We start from the raw sequence: 2,426 nt of genomic DNA on the forward strand, positions 1-2,426 counted from the left end.
GTGACGGCGCTCAGTGAAAGTTGCCAGATCTGATCTCTGAAAGTGCTCACCCGTGTGGCTCCGCCAATGAGGGCGGGCCTCCTCCGATGCTGATGGTCTCTGACCACACACCAGCGTCCCGAAGGAGACCCGCGATCTCATGCTTACATGGGAAGAGGACATGGAGATATCCGCACTGCACAAACGAGGCATGTCGATCTCGGACATCGCTCGCCACACCGGCCGTAACCGCCGCACCGTCCGCAACTACATCAACGGAACCACCACCCCTGGTGTGCGACGAAAGTCCACGGTGGACCCGTTCGAGGACTTCGTCGACTACATCCGCTACCGATTCGCCGAGGACCCGCACCTCTGGGCGGTCGCCCTGTTCGACGAACTGTTGGCCCTGGGTTTCGCATTGTCCTATCCGACGATGACCCGCAAGATCCGGCAACAGAAACTACGCCCGATCTGCCTGGCCTGCAGGACCGCAACCGACCGGGCCAACGCCATCATCGAACACCCGCCGGGCGAAGAAACCCAATGGGACTACGTCGATCTCCCGAACCCACCCACCGAATGGGGTTGGGGCAGAACAGCACACCTGTGGGTCGGCTCCTTCGCACACTCGGGCAAATGGCGGGCGGTACTGACCCCGTCGATGGATCAACCACATCTGGTCGACAATCTCGACCGCGTTGTCCGAGCTCTCGGCGGCATCACCCGAGTCTGGCGCTTCGACCGGATGGCCACGGTCTGCTACCCCGAATCCGGTGCGGTGACCGCCAGCTTCGCCGGCGTCGCGAAGCACTACGGGGTCTCGGTCGCGATCTGCCCACCGCGGCGAGGGAACCGCAAAGGTGTCGTCGAGAAGGCGAATCACACTGCAGCCCAACGGTGGTGGAGATCGCTACCGGACATGAGCGTCGAGCAGGCCCAGGCACATCTCGACAAATTCTGCGCCGCCGTCTCCGACAATCGCACCCGCCACACCCCGGACGGAACCAGCACCGTCGCCGACCTCGCAGCCACCGAACCCCTGCAGACACCGCCGGCCACGGCGTATCCGGTGATCCTCGGTGACAGTCGCACGGCGTCGCGGCAAGCATTGGTGTCCTACCGCGGCAACCAGTACTCCGTGCCGCCGGAGTTGGCGTCCGCGAAGGTCACCGTCACCCGCCCCGTCGGCGGCAGCCATCTCGACATCGTCACCGCCTCCGGCATCACCGTCGCCCGGCATGCGGTGGCCGCCGACGGTCTCGGCATGATCGTCCGCGACAGCGGTCATGTCATTGCCCTCGAACGGGCCGCGATGGCGACCGCGAACACCGGTAAACCGCACCGCCGAAAGGAACGGATACCGCCAGGACCTGATGCGCTGAAGGCAGCGGAAGCGTTGCGTGGCAGACACTTACAGAGTTCGCCCACGTCGACCTCGGATGCCGAATCGAGTTCTACGACAACACCATCGGATGTCATCGACCTCTCGACCTACGAGCGGGCCGCACGGGGAAGGAACACTCTCGCATGAGTGACACACCGACACCACGGACCACCGCTGATCGACTTCCCGCACCGAACACCGCCGAAGCCGCGAGCCTCTACCAACGTCTGCGTGGGCATCTCGGGGTCCTCAAACTCGCCGACGCCGCCGAAGCACTGCCGGCGGTCCTCGACCAAGCCGTGGCGGAGGAGCTGTCGATGACAGCAGCGTTGGAACGACTGCTCTCGATCGAGGTCGCAGCCACCGAAGCACGCCGGTTGACCGGCAGGTTGCGGTTCGCCTGCCTGCCGACCCCGGCATCGCTCGAGGACTTCGACTTCGACAACGCCGCCGGGGTCGACAAGAAGCTGATCGATGAGCTGGCAACCTGCAGATATCTGGAAACCGCGACGAATGTGCTGCTCATCGGACCGCCCGGGGTCGGGAAAACGCATCTGTCGGTCGGGCTGGCGCGGGCCGCTGCGCATGCCGGGTATCGGACGTATTTCACCACTGCCGCCGATCTCGCCGCTCGATGTCACCGGGCTGCAATCGAAGGCAGATGGGCGACGACGATGCGGTTCTACGCCGGGCCGACACTGTTGGTGATCGACGAACTCGGGTATCTTCCGTTGCCGGGAGAGGCGGCTTCGGCGTTGTTTCAGGTTGTCTCGCAACGGTATATGAAGACATCGATCGTGATCACCAGCAACCGCGGGGTCGGATCGTGGGGAACGGTTCTCGGTGACGACACCGTCGCAGCGGCCATGCTCGACCGCCTCTTGCATCGATCGGTGGTGCTCGATATGTTCGGTGATTCCTACCGGCTCCGCGACCACAACGCACGCTCGGAAATGCTCCGCAAAGCCGTCACCGGGACCCGCCAACCGCTACAGTGATCACCGCTACCGGGTGAGCACTTTCACTGAGCGAGGTTGAGCATTTTCGCTGAGCGCCGTCA

2 protein-coding genes are annotated in these 2,426 nt (G+C 64.0%); both read left to right on the plus strand.

What is annotated here, in order from left to right; genetic code table 11:
* The first annotated feature begins 139 nt into the window (after nt 1-139).
* Nucleotides 140-1,513: a helix-turn-helix domain-containing protein gene (locus MTX34_RS25405; protein WP_243611199.1), complete on the plus strand. Its 1,374-nt coding sequence runs from the start codon at nt 140-142 to the stop codon at nt 1,511-1,513.
* Nucleotides 1,510-2,364, plus strand: coding sequence for an IS21-like element helper ATPase IstB (istB, locus tag MTX34_RS25410; RefSeq protein ID WP_243611200.1), 855 nt, complete (start codon nt 1,510-1,512; stop codon nt 2,362-2,364). The genes MTX34_RS25405 and istB overlap by 4 nt, the downstream gene beginning before the upstream one ends.
* Nucleotides 2,365-2,426: the final 62 nt, after the last annotated feature.

This window comes from Rhodococcus sp. ARC_M5, from assembly GCF_022810405.1.
Taxonomy (GTDB): domain Bacteria; phylum Actinomycetota; class Actinomycetes; order Mycobacteriales; family Mycobacteriaceae; genus Rhodococcoides; species Rhodococcoides navarretei.